General features: G+C 35.7%; 17 protein-coding genes and 1 tRNA gene. 7 read left to right on the top strand and 11 right to left on the bottom strand.

Annotated elements, in window-relative coordinates:
• The 3 genes from AAKU52_RS12675 to AAKU52_RS12665 all read right to left on the bottom strand — a co-directional run bounded on the left by AAKU52_RS12675 (position 1) and on the right by AAKU52_RS12665 (position 2,173).
• Positions 1-414: a DUF7133 domain-containing protein gene (locus AAKU52_RS12675; protein WP_502931030.1), complete on the bottom strand. Its 414-nt coding sequence runs from the start codon at positions 412-414 to the stop codon at positions 1-3.
• 143 nt (positions 415-557) lie between these two features.
• Positions 558-956, bottom strand: a complete 399-nt coding sequence (locus AAKU52_RS12670; protein WP_354334012.1) for a c-type cytochrome — start codon at positions 954-956, stop codon at positions 558-560.
• A gap of 623 nt (positions 957-1,579) precedes the next feature.
• Entirely contained in the window at positions 1,580-2,173 is a 594-nt protein-coding gene (locus AAKU52_RS12665) for a pentapeptide repeat-containing protein (RefSeq protein WP_354334010.1), read from the bottom strand.
• A gap of 349 nt (positions 2,174-2,522) precedes the next feature.
• Here AAKU52_RS12665 and AAKU52_RS12660 point away from each other — a divergent pair, with 349 nt between their 5' ends.
• Positions 2,523-3,686 carry a lycopene cyclase family protein gene (locus AAKU52_RS12660; protein ID WP_354334008.1) on the top strand — a complete coding sequence of 388 codons (1,164 nt, stop codon included), beginning with the start codon at positions 2,523-2,525 and terminating at the stop codon, positions 3,684-3,686.
• 59 nt (positions 3,687-3,745) lie between these two features.
• Here AAKU52_RS12660 and AAKU52_RS12655 read toward each other — a convergent pair whose 3' ends face one another.
• On the bottom strand, positions 3,746-4,471 hold the full coding sequence (locus AAKU52_RS12655; RefSeq protein WP_354334006.1) for an SOS response-associated peptidase: 726 nt from the start codon (positions 4,469-4,471) through the stop codon (positions 3,746-3,748).
• Between the two features lie 261 nt (positions 4,472-4,732).
• Positions 4,733-4,806: transfer RNA gene (locus AAKU52_RS12650), tRNA-Met, on the bottom strand.
• Positions 4,807-4,909: 103 nt separating this feature from the next.
• Between AAKU52_RS12650 and AAKU52_RS12645 the strand changes: the two genes are divergently transcribed.
• The 3 genes from AAKU52_RS12645 to AAKU52_RS12635 all read left to right on the top strand — a co-directional run bounded on the left by AAKU52_RS12645 (position 4,910) and on the right by AAKU52_RS12635 (position 8,099).
• A complete protein-coding gene (locus AAKU52_RS12645; RefSeq protein WP_354334004.1) occupies positions 4,910-5,290 on the top strand; it encodes an START-like domain-containing protein in 381 nt (126 codons plus the stop codon).
• Between the two features lie 30 nt (positions 5,291-5,320).
• Positions 5,321-6,754: an LptF/LptG family permease gene (locus AAKU52_RS12640; protein ID WP_354334002.1), complete on the top strand. Its 1,434-nt coding sequence runs from the start codon at positions 5,321-5,323 to the stop codon at positions 6,752-6,754.
• Between the two features lie 133 nt (positions 6,755-6,887).
• Positions 6,888-8,099, top strand: a complete 1,212-nt coding sequence (locus AAKU52_RS12635; protein ID WP_354334000.1) for a bifunctional 3,4-dihydroxy-2-butanone-4-phosphate synthase/GTP cyclohydrolase II — start codon at positions 6,888-6,890, stop codon at positions 8,097-8,099.
• Here the strand turns inward: AAKU52_RS12635 and AAKU52_RS12630 are convergent.
• Positions 8,096-12,427, bottom strand: a complete 4,332-nt coding sequence (locus AAKU52_RS12630; RefSeq protein WP_354333997.1) for a translocation/assembly module TamB domain-containing protein — start codon at positions 12,425-12,427, stop codon at positions 8,096-8,098. The two genes, AAKU52_RS12635 and AAKU52_RS12630, sit on opposite strands and share 4 nt — an antisense overlap.
• Before the next feature lie 152 nt (positions 12,428-12,579).
• Between AAKU52_RS12630 and tsaD the strand changes: the two genes are divergently transcribed.
• A complete protein-coding gene (gene tsaD / locus AAKU52_RS12625) occupies positions 12,580-13,581 on the top strand; it encodes a tRNA (adenosine(37)-N6)-threonylcarbamoyltransferase complex transferase subunit TsaD (RefSeq protein ID WP_354333994.1) in 1,002 nt (333 codons plus the stop codon).
• A gap of 252 nt (positions 13,582-13,833) precedes the next feature.
• Here tsaD and recA read toward each other — a convergent pair whose 3' ends face one another.
• The 4 genes from recA to AAKU52_RS12605 all read right to left on the bottom strand — a co-directional run bounded on the left by recA (position 13,834) and on the right by AAKU52_RS12605 (position 16,575).
• Positions 13,834-14,850 carry a recombinase RecA gene (gene recA / locus AAKU52_RS12620; protein WP_354333992.1) on the bottom strand — a complete coding sequence of 339 codons (1,017 nt, stop codon included), beginning with the start codon at positions 14,848-14,850 and terminating at the stop codon, positions 13,834-13,836.
• Positions 14,851-14,991: 141 nt separating this feature from the next.
• On the bottom strand, positions 14,992-15,651 hold the full coding sequence (nth, locus tag AAKU52_RS12615; protein ID WP_354333989.1) for an endonuclease III: 660 nt from the start codon (positions 15,649-15,651) through the stop codon (positions 14,992-14,994).
• A gap of 59 nt (positions 15,652-15,710) precedes the next feature.
• Positions 15,711-15,902 carry a hypothetical protein gene (locus AAKU52_RS12610; protein ID WP_354333987.1) on the bottom strand — a complete coding sequence of 64 codons (192 nt, stop codon included), beginning with the start codon at positions 15,900-15,902 and terminating at the stop codon, positions 15,711-15,713.
• Positions 15,903-15,999: 97 nt separating this feature from the next.
• On the bottom strand, positions 16,000-16,575 hold the full coding sequence (locus AAKU52_RS12605; protein ID WP_354333985.1) for an RNA polymerase sigma factor: 576 nt from the start codon (positions 16,573-16,575) through the stop codon (positions 16,000-16,002).
• 262 nt (positions 16,576-16,837) lie between these two features.
• On the opposite strand from AAKU52_RS12605, the gene uvrA reads away from it, so the two are divergent.
• Together uvrA and AAKU52_RS12595 are read left to right on the top strand one after the other, a co-directional pair.
• Complete coding sequence (gene uvrA, locus AAKU52_RS12600) at positions 16,838-19,639, top strand: excinuclease ABC subunit UvrA (protein WP_354333983.1); 2,802 nt, start codon at positions 16,838-16,840, stop codon at positions 19,637-19,639.
• 14 nt (positions 19,640-19,653) lie between these two features.
• On the top strand, positions 19,654-20,277 hold the full coding sequence (locus AAKU52_RS12595; protein WP_354333981.1) for a LysE family transporter: 624 nt from the start codon (positions 19,654-19,656) through the stop codon (positions 20,275-20,277).
• Here the strand turns inward: AAKU52_RS12595 and AAKU52_RS12590 are convergent, their stop codons facing one another.
• Complete coding sequence (locus AAKU52_RS12590; RefSeq protein WP_354333980.1) at positions 20,278-21,315, bottom strand: DUF2157 domain-containing protein; 1,038 nt, start codon at positions 21,313-21,315, stop codon at positions 20,278-20,280.
• Positions 21,316-21,321 lie beyond the last annotated feature (6 nt).

The following is a 21,321-nucleotide window of genomic DNA, read 5'->3' as shown; positions in this document are numbered from 1 at the left end:
CTATAAATTCTTCTTTTTCGTAAGCAATTTTTTCTCATCAGCAACACCATCACCATTCGTATCCCGGTAGCTATAAATATGGTTAGAATTGGTTTCATTAACTAACAGTGGGTCATTTAATGCCAGAATCATGCGGGGTAACAGGAGGCTGTCGATGAATACTATGGCCTTATCCATCTTGCCATCAGCGTTGGTATCTTCTAATCTTTTTATGGTACAAACAGGATTCATTTCTCCCGTACCCTCTGCATCCTGCATGTAGGTGTTCATTTCTGCTACATACATTCTGCCATTGCCATCCCATGCTTTAGCTACAGGCTCGTGGATCATGGGTTCGCTGGCAACCAATTCCAGCCTGTAACCCTTTTGCAGGTGAATGGATTTCATACTCTCCTGTGGAGAAAGATATGCGATAGAAGGCGCTGTATTTACTACTATTTTACCCGCAGCATCTCAATTTATAGTGTTTTGAGAAACTTTGCAGGTATAGATGAGCATAGATAATCCCAATATAGCCAATATTTTTAAGCTGAATATTTTCATTTATGTAGGTATTCTTAATTCAACGATAGAATATATTTAACTATTTTTTTTGCATCGGCTATATTGATAGCAGCGTGGGGCGACATAGGTATTTGTCCCCATACACCACTACCACCTTTAATTATTTTAGAGGCCAGCAAATTATAATTAGCTTCATTGGAAGGATACTTTTTAGCAACATCGCTATAGGCCGGGCCTATAAGTTTGACATCCGTTTTATGACAGGCCATACAATCTGATTTAGCGAGAAGTCCCTTTCCTTCTTCAATTTGTGCAGCAGTGACTACGGTTTTCGGAACTGCTTTTTTTACAATAGTGGTTGCCTTTTTTTGCTTTGTTTGTCCAAATATAAAAGCTGGTGTCCATGCTAAAATTGCAATAACGATTAGCGGAATCATTAAGTTTCTTTTCATCTTTTGTTTGGTTATTTTTTAGTAGTTGATTTTAAAATAATTCTTTATTTAACGGGTTATCTGCTTTTATTTCATCTATGCCATATTATTTAAATAAGGTTCGATCGTAATAGTCTTTTCTCAGGTTTTCCTCAATTAATATTCAGGGAAAAAAGCAGCTGCTTATTGGTAATTGAACATGAAAATTATATTTTTGATCGCATGGATCAAAATCACATTTATTGCTGTTGTATTGACTCCTGATAGCTAATTTAACATTTTACTTATGTTTAGAATAACAAAAATAGACAAATTTAGGTTAAGTGCAACCGATTGCGGATAATATTTGTTTAATAGGGGCTGTGGCGATAATCAGAAAAAAGATGATCAGGTTATTTACAGAAAAACAGTTTAATTTTAATTATAAATTTATCCTCCTCAAGTTGGGCTGATTTCCGATGACAGTAAGCTTCTAACGTTCTATTCTTGTGTGATTAATTTATGGTGATTTATATGATACGGATAAAAAAATAAACGCTATAATTGAAAGTTTTAATATTTCAATTGATATAGTACAAATCGATTGCAGTTCTCTTAGTTTTTCTATTTTTTACTCTTATTTCAAGAAAAAGTGGATATGCCCTTTAGTTTTCATAATCAATATCAAGGTTGTATTTATGAAGCAATCCAGCCAGGTTGAGAGTTGAAAACTTTGCGCGTTTTATGTTGTTTTCTGAAGGGTCTATGTTAAAGTTTCTGGAGGTGCGGAAATCTGTTTTTTCCAATATAGACCTAATAAAGCTGGTTCCTGTAAGGTCGCAGTTGTCGAATACACTAGCCGTTAAATCTGCGCCTTCAAAATCAGTTTCTTTCAATGTGCAATTTAAAAATTTAGTTTTCCTGAGCTTAGTGCCAAAGAAGGTAGAATAGTCCAAGTAGCTGCTTTCAAAAACAAATGAAAACATAAATTTGTTACATTTAGAAAAATCAATACCTAGAATTTTGCAACCAGTAAAAGTCACATCCTTCATGCCTGTACCCCTGAGCAATGTGAGTGAGAAATTGCATTGTTTAAAATGACAATCAACAAAATCATTGTCGCTTAAATCGCTATTGGAGAAGTCACAGTTAATAAATTCACATTTTACAAATTCGCGATTCATTAATGTTTTTTCTGTGTAATTTACTCCCGCAAAGACTTTGTCTTGATGTAAGGTATTGTCGTTGGAATTGTTCATGAAAACTGGGTTAGTAAGTTATTTTTTTAAAGAGAATCCAGATTCCTTCTTTCTTTTTATATGGCTTTTTCACGAGACAAAGGTATCTAACGAAAGGTTTGTTTCCAAAGTTGTTTTTCTAAAATCAAATCATTAAAGCCGTGACTTAAAAGAATTATAGCCTTGTTTAAGATAAATCCTATTTACTATCATTCTGAAATAAACCGATTAGATGTATTCTTTGATTTAAATCTTAAATAAATCGGTTTGCAAATATTTCTTTTATAGTTTAGCAAACTGTTAACATTGTCTTGCTATTTTGTGGTGACTTACAATTTAAAATAGGGTTACCCGTTGATCAATTATCTACATGAAAAACTTTGACTATATTATTGCAGGTGGGGGGTGCTCGGGCTTAAGCTTGGCAGTGCGCCTTTTGCCATACCTTAAAGCCTCTAATAAAAGAGTATTGGTGGTAGATAAAGAGGTTAAAAAAAATAATGACAGGACTTGGTGTTTCTGGGAAGAGCATCCCGATATTTTTGAACCTGTTGTGCACCGAAAATGGAATCATCTCTCCTTTTCAAGTACTTACACGGATCTGCAATTAAACATCCATCCATACAGCTATAAAATGATTCGTGGAGCAGACTTTTATAAATATGCTTCTGAACAGTTAGCAAATAGCAGTCATATTACTATTTTGGTGGGTGATGTTGAAAGGTTATTTAATGACGAAGAACAGGCTGGTTTAGTGATAGATGGAATTCTCTATACTGCCGATTATGTGTTCTCTAGTATTCCAAAGCCTCAAGAGAAAAGACCCGAAAGTTACCAATATCTGCTGCAACATTTCCAAGGATGGGTAATAGAAACTGAAAGCCCCATATTTGATCCTGAATCAGCGAAAATAATGGATTTTAATACGTCTCAGCAGCATGGCACTTCATTTATTTATGTTCTGCCCTTGGCTGCAAATCGAGCTCTTATAGAATATACGGTTTTTTCTGAGCAATTGCTGGCACCAGAAACTTATACTGCTGCTCTTAATCAATACATTAGTGAGCAATTGATTTATGAAAATTACAAGGTAGTTGAACAGGAAAATGGAGTCATTCCTATGTCAGATCATCCCATTCAGGGAAAAGACGGTCGCATTATTTATTTGGGTACAGCCGGTGGTTTTACAAAGGGTTCTACAGGTTATACATTTCGATTTATACAGAAACACACCGCTGCTATTGTTGAGCGATTGCAAAAGTATGGAGATCCATATATTTCGGCTACTTATTCGCGAAGGTTTAATCTTTATGATGGCATTCTATTATACCTTTTAAATAGTGGGCGAATTTCTGGAGAAGAGATTTTCTCTACCATGTTTAAAAAAAATAATGCCGCTCAAATATTAAAATTTCTGGATAATGATACGTCTTTCGCTGAAGAATTGCTTTTGTTTACAACACTTCAAAAAAAAGAATTTGCGCTGGCTTTCGTGAAGCGTACATTAAAACTAATGAAGGCTGGATTGTTCTAATTAATATAAAATATTATTGAGCCAATACTATAGATTAGAATTAATCAGCTGCCATGTATCTAGCTAAACAAATCCGGTTGTTTCCGCTGTTTATCATTATTTAGCGGTAAGGAGAGTCCAAGCCCTTTATTTGGTGCTTTCTTTGTTGAAACCTTGTTCATTTTCTTACTGACTATGTAACGTTGCATTTTGTTGTCCGGAAACGGAGCGCAGAGAGACAGCAGTTCATCAATGGATAATTTTTTACTTAGCCAGGTATTTTCGTCAGATTTATGCAGGATAACTGGCATTCGTTTCTTTTTGTGAATTTCTCCCACAGTGTGGTTTGCTTTACAAGTCATGATACCAAAACTATCGTAAATCTCGCCAGTTAATGGGTCAACCCAGCGGCTCCATAATCCTGCACAACAAAACGTTTTGCGGCCAGGTACGATAAATTTCCAGGGCTGTTTGTCGCCATCAGCTTCCTCCTGCCATTCATAAAAGCCGTCCATAATTACCAAACATGTTTTTCTGTGTCTCATTAGGGGCTCAAAAGTTTTCTTAGCTACTACCTCCTCACTTCGGATATTCCAGGTATCAAATCCAATCGTCTTTGTTTTAGCATCATGAGGCACAATTCCAAAATGCATTTTTTGAACGAGAGTCGGTTGGTCGGATGTTACTACAAAACCAAAATCTGTTATCGCCACGTTGCTGTCGGGATTGTATTCTCCGAAAAGTTTATAGTTGCTTTCATGTAACAGTTCTTTTTCTTCAGCGGTAAGGGTGTATCGTGCGCACATAAAATAAGCTTTGTTTTTCTTGTCTAAATTATAGAATTTTGCCGATGGAAGCCTTTAAAGGTGGAAGTGCCTAACTTAACATAGCTATTTTTTGGTAGGTTGATTAACCTAAACCGCGATATTAAATAGCTTCAGTTTAGGGTGTTTTTACCATGTGTTAGATAGTCTTGATCAAAATCAGTATCTCTTAAGAGACTTCAAAAAACATCTCAAATTCACTTTAAACGCAAAAAAGCCCACTTTTCAGTGAGCTTTTTTTAGTAGCGGGGAGCAGAATCGAACTGCCGACCTCAGGGTTATGAATCCTGCGCTCTAACCATCTGAGCTACCCCGCCGTAATCTTCTTTTTTAAAGAGTTGCAAATATAGAAAAATTTACCTTTCTTTAGGAACAAATGATAAAAATTATCAAATAAATTCAAAATATAAGGATTTACAGATGGCAGAAAAGAAAAAGTTTACGTTAGAATACGAATTAAAATCATCTCCACGTATATTGTTTAGCTTCATTAGTGAACCTAACGGCTTGTCACAGTGGTTTGCTGATGATGTGATTTTTCGCGATCAGGTATTTACGTTTACCTGGGATGATGAAGTACAAAAGGCGAAATTATTGAGCTTCAAAGAAAATAAGATGGTCAAGTTTAAGTGGCTTGATGATGAACCTCATTGCTATTTTGAAATGGAAATTGTGCAAGATGAGCTCACCAATGATGTGGCATTAAATATCACTGATTTTGCTACGGATGAAACACTTGCTGAACGCACCTCTATATGGGACAATCAGATCACCTATCTGTTAGGTGTAATTGGCGCATAAATATTCCTTGTCATTGACTATCTTTGTATATTGAAAAAGATACACTTACTTTTAGTCAAAGCATTCATTAAGCCATTTATCGCCACATTTTTTATTGTGATGTTTATTTTGCTCATGTTTTTCCTTTTTAAATATGTTGATGATTTAATAGGAAAGGGATTTGAATGGTATGTTATTCTGGAGTTAATGGTTTATGCTTCTGCGGCAAATGTCTCTATGGCACTCCCGTTGTCCATCCTCCTGTCCTCCATTATGACCTTTGGAACCTTAGGTGAAAATTATGAACTCGTAGCCATTAAATCTGCCGGAGTATCCTTGCAAAAGGCAATGCGACCACTTTTTATTGTGATTTTATTGCTCTCTTGTTGTTCTTTTTTATTCTCTGATTACATGTTACCGAAGGCCAACCTTAAATTTGGCTCCTTATTATGGGATGTGCGTAATAAAAAATTGTCTTTCCTAATAAAAGAAGGCGTTTTTAACAACAGTATTCCCGGCTATTCCATAAGAGTAGATAGGAAAGATGATGACGGCATAACGTTGGAGGGAATAATGATCTATGATCATACCGGTGCTAACAGCATAGCCAAAATCATTATGGCAAAAAACGGTAAAATGTATAAAACCGATAATAATAAATACCTGGTTTTAAAACTAAATGATGGGGTAAGGTATGAGGAATCATCGGGCAAAAATTCCTATTACAACCCACGACAAGAACTTTATCGCATGCGTTTTAAGCAAACGGAACAAAAGTTTGATTTTTCTAGTTTTGAAATGAGCCGCACCGACGAAAATAGTTTTAGGTCTAACACCCAGATGCTTAACTTGAAAGGCTTAGTTAAAAAGGGTGACTCGCTATCAAATCTGATTGATAGTGTAAATCGACTTGCCAAGTTAAGTATAGGATCTTATTATAAGCAAAACAATGTTACAAAGGGTTATACTAAAATTAAAGCTCCGGTTAAAATTATTAAGGGAAGTATCCTTAATGTATTACCAAAAGATCAGGAACTATCCTTATTGCAGTCTGCCTCAGACCAGGCAACCTCTATACAGCAATCAGTTGCAGGTAAGGTTGTTGAACACAAAGATAGGGTTAGAGGCCTGATAAAAATACAAATTGAATATCAACGTAAATTTACCTTAGCGGTATCCTGTTTGCTCTTGTTTTTTATAGGTGCTCCTTTAGGTGCGATTATAAGAAAAGGCGGCCTTGGCTTGCCCGTAGTAATGGCGGTAGTGTTCTTTTTAATTTATCATATTATCTCTACGGTTTCAGAAAAATCTGCTATACAGGGTACTATTAGTCCCGTTTTGGGTATTTGGATGGCCGTCATTGTGTTAAGTCCATTAGGGGCCTTTTTAACCTATAAAGCCACTGTTGATTCTGCTTTATTTGATGCTAGTTATTATAAAACGTTAATAGTAAAACTCTTTCAAAAGAAAAAGATCAATAAATAAGCTATAGAAATTGTATTGCAATATGATTACCTGTTAATGATATTTTAAACCTGAAATTACCGCCGAAGGTTGTAACTTTGTAATGTATCTTTTGGTTCAAATAAACATAGACTAAGGACAAGAAATTCTAAAAATGGAAATTAAACTAAACACAATAGAAGAAGCTATTCTAGATATAAAAGCGGGTAAGCTGATTATTGTAGTTGATGATGAAGATAGGGAAAACGAGGGCGATTTTGTCGCTGCAGCAGAAAAAATAACTCCTGAGCTAGTGAATTTCATGGCTACTTACGGAAGAGGTCTTATTTGTGTTCCCTTAACTGAGGAGCGTTGTGATGAGTTAGGACTAGAGCTAATGGTAGGCAAGAATACCGCTGCTTACGAAACTAATTTTACTGTTTCTGTTGATTTGGTGGGGCATGGTTGCACCACAGGAATATCAGCCACAGATAGGTCTAAAACTATCCAGGCCCTAGTTAATCCTAATACCGATCCGAATGAACTAGGTAAACCTGGTCATATCTTTCCATTGAGAGCCAAACATGGTGGAGTGCTCAGGCGTTCCGGACATACCGAAGCTAGTATTGATTTGGCTAGGTTGGCTGGATTGGAACCGGCAGGTGTATTAGTAGAGATCATGAAAGATGATGGAGAGATGGCGCGTTTGCCTGACCTCATTAAAATTGCAGCTCAGCATCAGCTGAAAATTATTTCCATAAAAGATCTCATATCTTACCGTTTAAGTAACGAGAGTTTAATTAGAGAAGAGGTTACTATTAATCTTCCAACACAATGGGGTGATTTTAAGATGACTGCTTATACACAATTAGATAGCGATGCAACCCATTTAGCCATCACTAAAGGTGAATGGACTGAAGAAGAACCTGTATTGGTTCGCGTGCATAGTTCTTGTGTTACAGGAGATATTTTTGGTTCTTGCAGATGCGACTGTGGTCCCCAATTACATAAATCTTTAGAAATGATCCAGGAATCGGGTAAAGGTATCGTCGTTTACATGAACCAGGAGGGTAGAGGGATTGGCCTTGTTAATAAATTGCGTTCTTATAATTTACAAGATGTTGGTTTTGACACTGTAGAAGCTAATATTGAACTCGGCTTCAAAGGTGATGAAAGAGATTATGGTGTAGGTGCCCAGATTTTAAGAGCAAAGGGGGTTACTAAAATGAAGTTGATGTCAAACAACCCTACAAAAAGAGCCGGACTGATAGGCTATGGTTTAGAGATTGTAGAAAATATCGCTATTGAAATTAAGAGTAATATTCATAATGAATCCTATTTAAAAACAAAAAGAGATAAAATGGGTCACCAAATTATGAAAGGTTAACCGTTTTTTTCTTTTAAAACAGCTTCCTTAACAGGTAGCTGTTTTGCTTTTTTAGCCTCTTTTTCTTTCTGTTTCTTTATTAGGTTTCTTTTGTACTGCCCAGTAATTTTCTGTAAAAGCTCTCTGAAGTTGTCAAATTGCTGCATGTAGATTAGGCCTAAGGAAGTTACGTTGTTATTTTGATTGATGCCGGAATTGATAAAAATACTTTGCTGTGTAGGTGGTTTGTTTGCTAATTTACCTACTAGGGTTCCGTCTTTCTTAATTAAAGCTAAAATTTCCACCTCACTTCCTACATTGTTTTTAGAGAAACCTATAGGCGAAAGATCGTTTGTACTTTTTTTGTCTACGATACCTGCATTTAGAATAATACGGTCATTAAAGAATTTAAAAGAAGCATTTGCCTCACTAAAAGACCTGATATTGATATCCACAAAGTCGAGGTCTAATGATGACAAGACATTATTAAACTGGTTAAACAGTAATTCTGTAGCTGTACTTGTTACACCTGAAGTTAATTGTCGGCCCAAAGCTTCTTTCCCCGTTCCAGGAGCAAAACTCCGACGGATGATTAAACTAAAGGCCTGTAGGTTTAAATTATTAGGGTCATTAAAGTAAGCCTGGAGGTCATCTTTAATGGCTGGATTAGAAGGGAAGAAGATGTCTAACTTGATATCCGGCTTTAACAATAAACCTGTAAGTCCCATTTCTACCTCGGTTAATACGCGTTCATTCGAATTGTTGGTCGTTTCTCTGTTTGCGGCCTTAAAAAGATCATCTAAATTCGCTCTTAAAGAATAAATAGCTTTTAATTGAATTTGGGCTGCCGATGGGTTGCCTGTCCACCGTATACTACCACCTTGCCGGATAGTGAATTTTTTGTTAATCACCTCTTGTGCTGTGAAATCAAAATTCCCAGATTCTATAATATAATCACCGGTCATTTCAAAATCGCCCAAACTATTAATCTCCAGATTTAAGTTTGCGTTGCCTTTTCCACTCAGCTTACCTAGGGTGGTGAAAATATTTGCTGTGCTGTTGGGATCTACAATAAGTTTAAAACTCATGGTCAAGCCATCAAAGCTTGTTTCTTTTTTAATAACCTTAGTAGTGTCTTTGCTCAGAAAAGTGATAAAATCCTTATTCATCACCGTTTCAGAACTGTTTAAAGGTAGGTTAAAAATGGTACCTTTCTCTGTTTTAGCATCAATACCAATAAACATTTTATTGGTGGGGCCTTTAAACACGAAAGTCCCAGTTGCATAAGCTTGGCCATAATATATCGAATTATCTTTTGCGGTCGTGTTTAAAGCCATAAAGTCAAGCGCCTTAACTTCAATGTCCAGGTCAGGATAGCTGAGGTTATTTAAATCGACAGTACCACTTCCTGTCGCCTTATTGCCATCTGCATCCTCAAGACCTAAATTATTAATTCGGATTACACTGTTTCTTATTGAAACTCTATCTGATATGGTGTACCTTGTTTTTAGGTAATTGACCGTAAGCATGGCTTTATTGAGTGCTAATTCGCCATTGATTTGTGGTTTATCAAAAGGGCCATTTATACGTAAATCTGTGCTTATATTCCCTTTTAGGTCACTCACCAGATTTTTCACAAAAGGTTCTAAAATGGCAAGTTCACTATTGTCTAATCGCACGGTTACATCAACCAATTTTTCTTTAAGATCCAACTTACCATCCATTTTTAATGTTTCCTTGTCATTGGCAAGTATACGAGTGTAAATATTAACCGTGTTATCACTTCTGTCGAACGATGAAGTGTCTGTTAGCGTGCCAATATAGGTGTCATTAAAGGTCATTGAATCAATCTTAATGTCATCATTAATCCTCGTGGATTTGAGTAAGCTACGAATACTGGTGTTACCATTTAAATTCCCTGCTAGCTTAACACCAAAGCCTTTAGCAAAAGGATTTAAGGTTGTTAACTGAAAATCTTTAAAGCCTATGCTTAATATATCTTTAGGATCATCTGATATTATTCCATCAATTGTCATCAGTTGTTTTCCATTACTCAGGTCGAAATTCGTTATTTCAGTTTTTCCCTGGTTAAAATTCATTTGAACTTTCTCCTCTATTTTCCATTCTTCCCTATTAATGGTCAATAGAGAAGGTAAGATGCTAATTCTGGCGGTATTGTTTGTGGCAAACTCAACAAGACCATTTAAATCGAGTTGGTTCATTTCATCTGCATCTGATAGTTTTACATTGAGTAAGAGACTATCGTTCCTGATGATATTGGAAATGTTTACATTTTTGATGAAAAGGCTATCATTAAGGTCTACCCGATCAGAAGTAATGATCGTATGGAGTTGCGCATCCGTTGTGTTCTCATCAATAATAATATTATTAATAGTTACCCCCTTAAAGGTTAGTTTTTTGACGAAACCATTCAATGTGGCTATCTTTTTTCTAGAATCAAAATCACCAATCAAAATCGCTTCATCTTCAATTTCCAAACCAGGTGCCACGAGTTCGGCAATGGGGGCAAATCTTTTGATCTTCAGGTTGAAATCAAAATTTTGTACCCCATATTTTACAATATCAGTTTTTAAGGATGGAATATAGGTTTTAGCGAGGGCCTTGTAATAGGAAGGCATAGTGTTTAAATCATATTGCCCCTTTATGCTTGCATCTAAAACATCAGATTCAATTCTTAATGTTCTATCTATTCCAATACCATTTGCCATTAATTTAACCGAATCTATAATGTAAATTCCTTTTGCATTATTAAGCTGAATTTTATTGATTGAAAGATTTCCTTGTATATTATTTAAATTATTTCCTGAAAAATTGGTGTTAAATTTAGCATCAATTTTCATGGAATCTTTATATAAAAGCAACGCCTTTAGCTTTGCATTTTTTATTGTTGCATTAAAATTAAAAACAGGCAATGCCGGATTTAAATTTACACCGCCATTAAATTCAAGCTGAACGTTTTTATCATTGATTTTTAAACTTCCATCAAAGAACTTTTTCTCAAATACCCCATCAATTTTAACATTGTGATACCTGTAATTGTTGAAATCTATGTATTGAATATCGCCATTAATTTTTTCAGTTAACTTATCGATTTCTGTCCCGCGCCCTTTAATGTTTACAGCAGAAGTTACCCTATACAGGGTTTTTTGATCTAATAATTGTCCAATGTTAAAGTCGTAAGTTTTTACGTTTCCAGAATAAGACGGTACACCAGCTTTATCGATCTTCATGTTAACATCCGAAACTATACGGCCTAATTTAGTTTTAAACTCACCATAAGCTATAAAGTCATTCTGAAAGCCAGTGAAAGTTCCATTAAAGTTGAAGTTTCCAAATTTGTTGATGATGACTGGAATACTTTTCATTTTTTTTCCTGTTGTATTGCTCAGCAACTCATCCAAGTCTCTTTTGTTTGATCCTGCCATATCAATTTTCAGATCCATAAAGGTTTCACTTAAATTTGGCAAGCCTTTTAAAATAAAGTCGCCTTTTATATAAGTTGCCTTACCCGCTTTAATGGAAAGCTGTTTTGCCCTAAGGTTGTTCACAAAACCACTCACTTGGCCATCAATATCAATGTTCAGGTTCATCTTTTCAAGCGCTGAAGTAAAATAGGCAATGTCTTTTGAGTCAAGGTGACTATCTTTAAAGTTCGCTTTCATACGCACTTTATTAAAATAATCTTTAAAATCACTAAACTTTTCAAAGGTCATCTGGTAATAGTCTTTTATCTTGCTTTGATTAGTTTCCAGCAATAACTGCTTCAATTCGATCTTGTTCGTATCTACCGTAGTAAAAGCACTTAGGTTTTTTAATTCAAAACCACTTTTCTCTTTAAATTTTAAATTCTTAACGTTGGTTTGTATCAAATGTTCAGTTGTGTTCAGTCCTTCAAATATCCCATTTAAATCAGTGAGGTAAACGTCATCGAAATTCACTCCTTTAATAATGGTATCAACTTGTTGATTTTTATATTGAAAGCGTAGGTTGTTGATAATAATCTTTTGGATGGAAAGGTCAAATGGCTTTTTTTTCTTTTTTACTGAAGGGGCTGCGTTTGAACTGAAATATTTAATGATAAAATCAATGTTAGTAGAGCCATCTTTATAAGATTTCAGGAAAAAATAACCGTCATTGATTTGAGCTGTACTCACATCTATGATGCGCTGTTTCAAAGAAAACTGATTAAGATCAACTAAAAATTTGGGTGTGTTGAGTAAAGTATCTTTTTGATGATCTAAAACCATCAGGTTTTCAATCACTACAGATTTAAAAGGTTTGATATAAATGCCGCTTAAAGAGACGGTGGTATGAAGTTCTTTTGACAAATATGCCGCTGCTTTTTTTGCTACATAGGTTTGCACTGGCTTATATTGAAGCGCAAATAATACTATGCAGAGCAACAACAAAATTGATGCAATAAACCAAAGAAGTATTTGTAATAGTTTTTTGATATTTTTGTAGCTTAAATTATATAAACGTGTCTGTAATACTTGCTATCGAATCCTCTTGTGATGAAACTTCAGTTGCTATTTGTAACAACGGTAAAATTACAGCCAATGTTATTGCAAACCAAACTATTCATGAAAATTATGGTGGTGTAATCCCAGAGCTAGCTTCAAGGGTACATCAGCAAAATATTGTTCCGGTAATTCAACAAGCGTTAACGGATGCTAAAGTTAATAAAAATGAATTAAATGCCGTAGCATTTACAAAAGGACCCGGTTTATTGGGCTCTCTATTGGTTGGTGTTTCTTTTGCTAAATCTTTTGCTTTAGCACTAAATTTGCCTTTAATTGCGGTGAACCATATGCATGCACATATATTGGCACATTTTATTGATGATCCTAAACCACAGTTCCCCTTTTTGTGTTTAACGGTCTCTGGTGGTCATACTCAAATTGTGCTTGTTAAGGCTTTCGATGCGATGGAAATTATTGGAGAAACGCTGGATGATGCAGCAGGTGAGGCCTTTGATAAAACAGCTAAGCTTTTGAAACTTCCATATCCTGGAGGTCCGTTAATTGATCAACATGCAAAAGAAGGTAATCCTTTAGCATATAAATTTCCTGAGCCTCAAATTAAAGGGTTAAACTTTAGTTTCAGCGGGTTCAAAACTGCAGTACTTTATTTTATCAGGGATCAGGAAAAGTTGAATCCCGACTTCATTAATAATCATTTGAATGATATTTGCGCTTCTGTACAATATAGTATTGTTCTTATATTGCTGAATAAATTAAAAAGAGCTGCCAAAGAACATGGAATCAAGAATATTGCCATTGCAGGTGGCGTATCTGCCAATTCAGGTTTAAGAGAGGGCTTACAAGTTTTGGCACAGGAAATGAATTGGAATGTTTTTATCCCGGCATTTGATTATTGCACAGACAATGCAGCCATGATTGCTATTGCTGGTTACCGTAAGTATTTAAACAAAGATTTTGTTGGTCAGGATGTTTCTCCTGCTGCAAGAATGATTTTTTAACTAATTCTGATATTATATGAATTCAATGAGCTTTCTTTTTATTGGGCTTATGCTTGTGCCCTTTACCATATTTCTTATATGGTTAATGCGACAAGACAAAAAGAAAAATTACCTGGGTATGGCAGTGTTATTGATTGCTATTTTAGCCACTGTTATTGTTGCCATTTATGTAGATGCAAAATACATGAAACTATCCTAATACAAAAAGGAAGCCGCATCATGCGGCTTCCTTTTTGTATGTTAATCGTAGTCTTATTTCACCTTCTCTTCTAATTTCTCGCCAGAAACTTCTGCTCTGATTTTTGCTTCTATCTCATCAGATAATTCTGGATTGTCCAGTAATAATTGTTTAACAGCATCTCTTCCCTGTCCTAATTTGGTGTCTCCATAGGAGAACCATGATCCTGCTTTTTTGATGATGTTAAAATCAACTCCAATATCAATGATTTCTCCAACTTTAGATATTCCCTGGTTAAACATAATGTCAAACTCAGCAATACGGAAAGGTGGTGCTACTTTATTCTTAACAACTTTAACTTTGATCCTGTTACCTGAGACTTCATCAGAATCTTTAATTTGTGATGTTCTGCGGATGTCTAACCTTACCGAAGCATAAAACTTCAACGCGTTACCACCAGTTGTAGTTTCAGGATTTCCAAACATTACCCCGATTTTCTCCCGTAATTGATTGATGAAAATACAGCAGCATCCGGTTTTTGAAATTGTGCCCGTCAGCTTACGCAATGCCTGAGACATCAGTCTTGCTTGTAGCCCCATTTTAGATTCACCCATTTCACCTTCAATCTCTGCCTTTGGTACAAGGGCCGCAACAGAGTCAATTACAATTACATCAATTGCTCCAGAACGAATCAAATTATCTGCAATCTCTAATGCCTGCTCGCCATTGTCTGGTTGTGAGATCAAGAGGTTCTCCACATCTACACCCAATTTCTTAGCGTAGAATTTATCAAAAGCATGTTCCGCATCAATAAATGCAGCTACGCCACCTGCCTTTTGTGCTTCAGCAATAATATGTGTAGCCAAAGTTGTTTTACCAGATGACTCAGGGCCATATATTTCAATTACACGACCTTTTGGTACTCCTCCAATGCCTAAGGCTATATCTAAACCTATCGAACCCGTTGAAATAGATTCAATAGCCTCAATAGCCTTGTCGCCTAACTTCATTACGGCTCCTTTGCCATAAGATTTCTCTAGTTTATCAAGGGTAAGTTGTAATGCTTTTAATTTGTCTGCGTTTGGGTTCATTTTATTAAATTTTGTTCGTAAATATAAAATATTTATTCTTTATAATAACTATTTAATTGAAGTTTATTGCTAACTATTTTAGCAAAAGTATGCATATATTTGGTTATAAAAAAACTAATGCACAAATTATAATTTAGTTTTTTAATAATCACTAATAATTTTAGCTTTAACTTGTCGCTCGTAATACCGGCAAATGCTTGAAATTTCGCAAATGCTGCATTTTGGCGAGCGGGCTACACAAATATACCTACCATGTAAAATAAGCCAGTGGTGGGCAATATGTATGGTGTGTTTTGGTAAATGTTTAACCAAATCGAGTTCTACTGCCAAAGGTGTTTTTCCATTGGTTAAGCCTATTCGGTTTGCTACTCTAAATACGTGGGTATCCACAGCCATGGCTGGGGCATTGTAAATGACAGAAGCAATTACATTGGCCGTTTTTCTGCCAACGCCTGGTAATTTCTGCAGTTCGATAATATCAGAAGGTATTTCACTATTAAAATCGTTGAAAAGCATGGTGGCCATACCTACCAAGTGTTTTGCTTTGTTATTCGGATAGCTTACTGATCTAATATAGTCAAATACCTCATCAGGACTAACTTCCGCTAGTGCTTTCGGTGTTGGGAACCTTTGGAAAAGGGCAGGGGTAACGAGGTTTATTCTTTTGTCGGTGCATTGTGCAGATAAAATCACAGCAATTAACAATTGAAAAGGATTGTGGTAATGTAATTCTGTTTCAGCGTTAGGTTGCTTAGCAGAAAAATGAGCAACAAATTGTCTGTAACGTTCTTTTTTGAGCATCTGCAAATATACAATACGGGTAATAAAAAAGCTGCCTGTTTAAGGCAGCTTAAATTAAATTACTTTGCTTTAGCGTAGGCTAAAATTCTGTTAATCACCTCATCACTTGGGTCTTTAAGGAGCGAATCCAGTTCCTTCTTTAGGTTTTCGTAAAAGAAGAGATCATTTTCTTCAAAAAGATCAGTATTCAGCTGTTCAGATTTTGGTTGAAAGTGATTGATGTTGTAGTTTGAAGTAGAGGTTGTTACCATAAGTATAATACTGATTTGTTTTATCTATTTAACGCAGCAGTTTTCAATTTATTTTAACCTAAACAACAATTTTGAAAAAATTTTTAAGGGAGTGTTTTTAACTCACCTCTTTTACTTTCATCATTCTTCTTAAATTGCTCAAAGCATACCTCATTCTTCCCAAAGCGGTGTTTATACTCACATCTGTAAGGTCTGCAATTTCTTTAAAACTCAGGTCTGCATAATGACGCATAATTAAAACTTCTTTCTGCTCATCAGGTAACAAATGGATCATCTGCCTTAAGTCTGCATAAGTTTGCTCTTTCAGGAGTTTCTCTTCTGCACTTTCATCAAAAATCTGAAGCATGTTCAGTATATCCGTATCGTCAGAACTGGTAATTACAGGCCCACGTTTTTCCCTTCTGAAGAAATCGATTACCAGGTTGTGCGCTATACGCATTACCCAAGGTAGAAATTTACCTTCTTCATTGTATTTTCCAGATCTCAGGGTATTAATTACCTTAATAAAGGCCTCTTGAAATATATCCTCTGCCAAATATTGATCTTTAACCAATAAATAAATAGATGTATATATTTTGGTTTTATGTCTGCGAAGAAGTTCTTCCAAAACAGATTCTCTTCCATTAAGGTATAACTTCACCAATTCCTGATCACTATTTAATTGTAAATTCATAGGAGTACTTATACTAAATTCTTGCGGTTTGCTTAATAATATTTAGTAGTTTTTTAATCGATAATGTTTCTCCTATTTATGTATAAGGTGTGATGGATCAATTCTTGTTCTTAATTCTTTCAAAAGAAGCATTTTTTTATTAGAATACAACAATAAAAATGTTAAAAAATAATAAAAGTGTGCTGACTGCCTTATTTTTACGTTCTCAGAAAATGCCATGTCTATATAATTCGTGGTATATTTGTAATTCTATCCAATAGTAATGAGCAAGGAAACAGAGAAAGATTCACATAAAAATATTATCATAAAGGGTGCCAGAGTACACAATCTCAAAAATATTGATGTAGCTATTCCCAAAAATAAGCTTGTAGTCATTACCGGAATGTCCGGATCAGGAAAATCTTCACTAGCTTTTGACACCCTATATGCTGAAGGACAGCGTAGGTATGTGGAGAGTCTTTCTTCTTATGCCCGGCAATTTATGGGCAGAATGAACAAGCCTGATGTTGATTATATAAAAGGTATTGCCCCGGCAATTGCCATTGAGCAAAAAGTAATTACTTCAAACCCACGGTCTACCGTTGGTACTTCTACCGAGGTTTATGATTATCTGAAGCTCCTGTTTTCTAGAATAGGAAAAACTTATTCCCCGGTTTCAGGTAAAATTGTAAAAAAAGATTCGGTTAGCACAGTGGTTGACTATATCTCTAAACTGGCAACAGATAGTACGGTAACCATTTATTGTCCACTGTTTCCGCATAACAACAGAACCATCAAAGAAGAACTTGCAGTTTTATTACAAAAAGGTTTTTTAAGGGTGTTTATTGCTGGTAAAATCAGTAAAATTGAAGCCATATTGGAAGATGAAGATTTTGTTGATGAGGAGCTCGTTAGTGAAAGTACGGTCATGATTTTAATAGACCGTATCGTAATTAATGATGAAGAAGAAACTCTTGGCAGGATTGCTGATTCTGCACAAACAGCTTTTTTTGAAGGTAAAGGGGATTGTTATGTAGAGAATGAAGGTACAACCACTCATTTCTGCGACCGCTTTGAATTGGATGGCATCGACTTTGAAATTCCTACGCCTAATTTTTTCAGTTTTAATAATCCTTATGGTGCCTGTAAAAGGTGCGAGGGTTATGGACATGTTATTGGAATTGATGAAGATCTGGTAATTCCTGATAAAAGCAAAAGTGTTTATGATAGTGCTATCGCTCCATGGCGCGGTGAAAAAATGCGCGAATGGTTGAATAAACTGATTAAAACAGCCGATAAATTTGATTTCCCTATCCACAGGCCATATCATGAGTTAACAGAGAAACAACAAAAATTACTGTGGACTGGCAACAAACATTTCGATGGGCTTGATACCTTTTTTAAGGAGCTTGAAACGCAAACTTTTAAAATTCAATACCGGGTGATGCTCTCCCGTTACCGTGGGAAAACGATTTGTCCGGATTGTAAAGGCTCGCGCTTACGCAAGGATGCTTCTTATGTTAAGATTGCAGATAAATCCATTATCGATTTTGTATTAATGCCTCTTTCTACCATATTAGGTTTCTTTGACAATTTGACCCTTTCTAAAACCGATCAAAAGATTGCTAAGCGCTTACTTGCTGAAGTCTCAAACCGTGTAGAATACCTTAATAATGTTGGCTTGGGCTATTTAACTTTAAATCGCCTCTCCAACACTTTGTCTGGTGGGGAGTCTCAAAGAATAAACCTGGCAACTTCTCTTGGCAGTAGTTTAGTGGGTTCTATTTATGTGTTAGATGAGCCAAGTATTGGTTTACATCCCCGGGATACCCATAAATTAATTGGCGTATTAGAAAGCTTAAGAAATGTAGGCAATACCGTAATTGTAGTAGAACATGAAGAAGAAATGATGAAAGCTGCAGACTATATCATTGATATTGGTCCGGAAGCAGGTACTCATGGCGGTAATTTAGTCTTTAACGGAACCTTCGAGCAAATCTTAAAAGATAAAAAGAGTCTTACCGGAAGATACTTGTCCGGAAAGGAAAGTATTGCTGTTCCAATTAAAAGACGGCCTTGGCATGACCATGTCCTTTTAAAAGGAGCAAGGGAAAATAACCTGAAAAATATTGATGTTAAATTTCCCCTTGGTATTTTTACAGTGGTAAGTGGTGTTTCGGGTTCTGGAAAAACTAGTTTAATTAAAAAAATTCTATACCCGGCTTTACAGAAAGCAATTGGTAATTATGCAGGTGAGCAAACCGGTGCTTATGATGGTATTTTTGGAAACCTTGACCTGGTTAGCCAGGTAGAAATGGTAGATCAAAATCCAATTGGAAGGTCTTCCCGTTCTAATCCTGTTACCTATGTTAAAGCGTGGGATGATATTAGGGCTCTTTTCGCTGCGTTACCTGCTTCAAAAGCCTCAGGGTTAAAACCTTCAGCATTTTCTTTTAATGTTGAAGGTGGTCGTTGTGATGTTTGCCAGGGAGAGGGTGAGGTTAAAATAGAAATGCAATTTATGGCAGACATCTATTTGCCTTGTGAAGCTTGTGGTGGTAAAAGATTCAAACAGCAAGTATTAGACATCACTTATCTCGATAAAAATGTTTCTCAAATCCTCGAATTAACTATTGAAGATGCCGTTGATTTCTTTAAAAAGGAGCCTAAAATATTGAATAAACTCAAACCGCTGGTTGATGTGGGACTGGGCTACGTGCATTTAGGTCAATCCTCTAATACTTTGTCGGGCGGGGAAGCGCAAAGAATCAAATTGGCATCCTTTCTGATTAAAGGAAATAATGCCAATAAAACAATGTTCATTTTTGATGAACCTACAACCGGATTGCATTTTCACGACATAAAAAAACTACTTATCGCTTTAAATACATTGATAGAACAAGGTAATACCATTTTAGTTATTGAGCATAACATGGACATGATTAAATCTGCCGATTGGGTGATTGATATTGGCCCTGAAGGTGGCGATCTGGGTGGTGGATTGGTATTTCAAGGCACACCCGAAGACCTTGTTTCCGAGGGGAATTCCTATACTGCAAAGTATTTAAAAGCACATTTGAAATAATTGTATCTTCGTCCATGCTTTTTTTAACATTCTTACTAGGGGTAATCCTGAATGCAATAGGTTACATTCCTCCTGGTAATATTAACCTCACGGTCGTACAAATAACTATAAATAGAGGTTTCAAGCAAGCACTTTACTTTATATGTGCTTTTGGTTTTGTGGAAATCATCTTTACTATGGTGGTCATGCGTTTTGTTCAATGGTTATCATTAAGCATTGAACTCGACAATTTCATAGATGTGGCGATGGTGTTTTTGTTTCTTATTCTGGGTATTTTTACTTGGAAATCACGTAAGCAATTGCCTAAAGAAGATTATTCTCATAAAGACAGTATCAAATATGGCTTGTTACTCGGTGTATTAAACCCTATGCAAGTTCCCTATTGGTTATTTGTAGGTACCTATGTCATTTCTCATGAATGGGTGGCTACAGGTTACCTTTCTTTAAGTATTTTTAGTTTGGGTTCAGGTATTGGCGCAGTACTTACTTTATATGGTTTTGCCCGATTTGCAGGTTATATTAAGGAAAAGTTTGATATAAGCAGCTATTTGATCAATAAGAGTATTGCTATTTTGTTTTTCAGCTTATCCTCCTATCACATCGTTAAAGTTGTTTATGTGCACTTTATTAAAGCGTAATTACTTTTTTAAGAATTCTAAATTCCAGATTCTTTCTGCTTTTTTTCCAATAATCCAGAAGGAAGCGGCCAATACACAAAAGAACAATGCTTTATGCCAGCTGTCCCAAAAGTATTCAAAATACCGGGTATATAAATTTAAAAAGAGAAACGTTATTCCGAATTCCCTAGCAACATCATCACGATATTTCAGCCCTGAAAAAATGCTAACCATACATGCAGCGGCAGACAGCAGTGCCCAGTAAAACAAACTGATTTGGCTTACTTTATACCATTCCTCAATTGAACCATAATTACCAAATACAGAAATAAGCCATAGGGAAACAAAGAGATAAATCATACCACCAATATAAGTGGTGTTGTAAAATAGGCCAAACTTCTTATGGTTTTTGAAAAATAAGGCGAATGCAATAAGGGCTATACCGAAAAATACAAAACGAAGTGGGAAATTTAAGCCCAAGAAATACCAGTTCCACCTTGATAAATAGCCCGTTTCTGTCCCGAACCAAACACCAAAGGACAGGATTACAAAAGCCCATATTAACCTGGATTTGAATATAAAAGCTAATATGCCATAAATCAATACCGAACATAATATAAGCAGGGAAAAGTGTGAATTGTTGTTGCCAAGAGCCTTGCCTAAATAGGCTATCGAATTTGCAGTAAGCATAACTGCAGTAAAAATTATAGCATCATTGCTAAATATTTGCATTTGATGGGTCTTGCTTCTTTTAAATCCTATGTAATACAATATGCCTGCAGCAACAGCAGAAAAAATGCTAATAAGGCTATCCGGCGTATCAAACAGCTTTTCGAGATAGATTAAAATAGCTTTGTCAACCAACAAGGCACCTAGAGAAATTACGCCACAGGCCATAGCAATCCAAAATGAATACTGTGCTAAACGGCGCCAGTCGAAGGTTTTAGTCTCATAAGTTCCTTGTAGTTTCTTTACCTCTTCTGCCGTTAACAAGTTTTGTTCTTGCCATTGGTTAAGCATTTCATCTAAAAACTCGCTTTTTTCTTGGTCTAGCTTCATTTAACT

The organism is Pedobacter sp. CG_S7, from assembly GCF_040544395.1.
Classification (GTDB): Bacteria; Bacteroidota; Bacteroidia; order Sphingobacteriales; family Sphingobacteriaceae; genus Pedobacter.
This window is presented reverse-complemented; position numbering and strand designations above follow the sequence as displayed.

Coding starts and splice junctions, on each gene's coding strand:
- AAKU52_RS12670 (WP_354334012.1), bottom strand. CDS start 956: ATGAAAAGAAACTTAATGATTCCGCTAATCGTTATTGCAATTTTAGCA.
- AAKU52_RS12665 (WP_354334010.1), bottom strand. CDS start 2,173: ATGAACAATTCCAACGACAATACCTTACATCAAGACAAAGTCTTTGCG.
- AAKU52_RS12660 (WP_354334008.1), top strand. CDS start 2,523: ATGAAAAACTTTGACTATATTATTGCAGGTGGGGGGTGCTCGGGCTTA.
- AAKU52_RS12655 (WP_354334006.1), bottom strand. CDS start 4,471: ATGTGCGCACGATACACCCTTACCGCTGAAGAAAAAGAACTGTTACAT.
- AAKU52_RS12645 (WP_354334004.1), top strand. CDS start 4,910: ATGGCAGAAAAGAAAAAGTTTACGTTAGAATACGAATTAAAATCATCT.
- AAKU52_RS12635 (WP_354334000.1), top strand. CDS start 6,888: ATGGAAATTAAACTAAACACAATAGAAGAAGCTATTCTAGATATAAAA.
- recA (WP_354333992.1), bottom strand. CDS start 14,850: ATGAACCCAAACGCAGACAAATTAAAAGCATTACAACTTACCCTTGAT.
- nth (WP_354333989.1), bottom strand. CDS start 15,651: ATGCTCAAAAAAGAACGTTACAGACAATTTGTTGCTCATTTTTCTGCT.
- AAKU52_RS12610 (WP_354333987.1), bottom strand. CDS start 15,902: ATGGTAACAACCTCTACTTCAAACTACAACATCAATCACTTTCAACCA.
- AAKU52_RS12605 (WP_354333985.1), bottom strand. CDS start 16,575: ATGAATTTACAATTAAATAGTGATCAGGAATTGGTGAAGTTATACCTT.
- uvrA (WP_354333983.1), top strand. CDS start 16,838: ATGAGCAAGGAAACAGAGAAAGATTCACATAAAAATATTATCATAAAG.
- AAKU52_RS12595 (WP_354333981.1), top strand. CDS start 19,654: ATGCTTTTTTTAACATTCTTACTAGGGGTAATCCTGAATGCAATAGGT.
- AAKU52_RS12590 (WP_354333980.1), bottom strand. CDS start 21,315: ATGAAGCTAGACCAAGAAAAAAGCGAGTTTTTAGATGAAATGCTTAAC.